Origin of the sequence: Novosphingobium sp. UBA1939, assembly GCF_002336885.1 — a bacterium.
Taxonomy (GTDB): Bacteria; Pseudomonadota; Alphaproteobacteria; order Sphingomonadales; family Sphingomonadaceae; genus Novosphingobium.
In genome coordinates, this window is record NZ_DDFB01000116.1 from 52,227 (window position 1) to 52,462 (window position 236).

Below are 236 nucleotides of genomic sequence, written 5' to 3' on the forward strand. Positions count from 1 at the left end.
GCCGGCGGCTTCCCGCTGTCGGGCGTGATCGGCCGTGCCGAGGTGATGGACGCGATCGGCCCCGGCGGACTGGGCGGTACTTATGCCGGCTCGCCGGTTGCGGTGGCGGCGGCGCTCGCCGTGCTGGACGTGATCGAGGAGGAAAAGCTCAACGATCGCGCCAACGCCATCGGCGAACGCATCCGCGCGGCGATCACGGTGGCGGCAACGCGCAACGATACCGTCCGGATCGCCAA

1 protein-coding gene is annotated in these 236 nt (G+C 70.8%); it reads left to right on the forward strand.

Features of this window, described 5'->3' with window-relative positions:
• Nucleotides 1-236 (forward strand): aminotransferase class III-fold pyridoxal phosphate-dependent enzyme (locus B3547_RS15345; protein ID WP_292964472.1); only part of this gene is annotated, 236 nt, incomplete at both ends.